The following is a 644-nucleotide window of genomic DNA, read 5'->3' on the forward strand; positions in this document are numbered from 1 at the left end:
TGCCTTTGCTGTTGGTAAATTAATTGCTGAGCGTGCCAAGAAAGCTGGTGTTAATGAAGTGGTTTTTGATCGTGGTGCCTATGTTTACCATGGTAGAGTAAAAGCTCTGGCTGAAGCTGCTCGTGAGGGTGGTTTAAACTTCTAAGGTACCTTATTTAGGAGAAATTGAGGTAAAGAAATTTTAGGGCGTTTCGTTTAAGTTCCTTTGCTTTGATAATGGGACTGTGTTAACGTGCTTCCGGAAAAGAAAAAGGAATGAGGAATGGCACAAAAAGAACGTAGTGAGCGAGATGAACGTGAGAGTGAATTTGTCGATAGGCTTGTTCATATCAATCGTGTTGCTAAGGTTGTAAAGGGTGGTCGGCGTTTTGGTTTTGCCGCCCTTGTTGTTGTTGGAGATCAAAAAGGACGTGTGGGGTTTGGTCATGGTAAAGCACGTGAAGTGCCAGAGGCAGTTCGTAAAGCTACAGAATCTGCGAAGCGTGGGATGATTTATGTTCCACTTCGTTCTGGACGTACTTTGCATCATGATCTTGAAGGTCATCATGGAGCTGGTCGTGTTTTATTGCGTTCTGCTTCTGCAGGTACCGGTATTATTGCTGGGGGACCAATGCGGGCTATTTTTGAAACCCTTGGTATGCAAG

General features: G+C 44.3%; 2 protein-coding genes. Both read left to right on the forward strand.

Annotated features, from left to right (window positions below; all coding sequences use genetic code 11):
• The coding region (locus ACFIO5_RS12420; RefSeq protein WP_375705566.1) for a 50S ribosomal protein L18 at positions 1-145 on the forward strand (145 nt) is incomplete at its 5' end.
• Between the two features lie 117 nt (positions 146-262).
• Positions 263-644, forward strand: a 382-nt coding sequence (locus ACFIO5_RS12425) for a 30S ribosomal protein S5 (RefSeq protein WP_375705565.1), incomplete at its 3' end; no start/stop codon positions are given.

This window comes from Bartonella sp. AA86SXKL, from assembly GCF_042196885.1.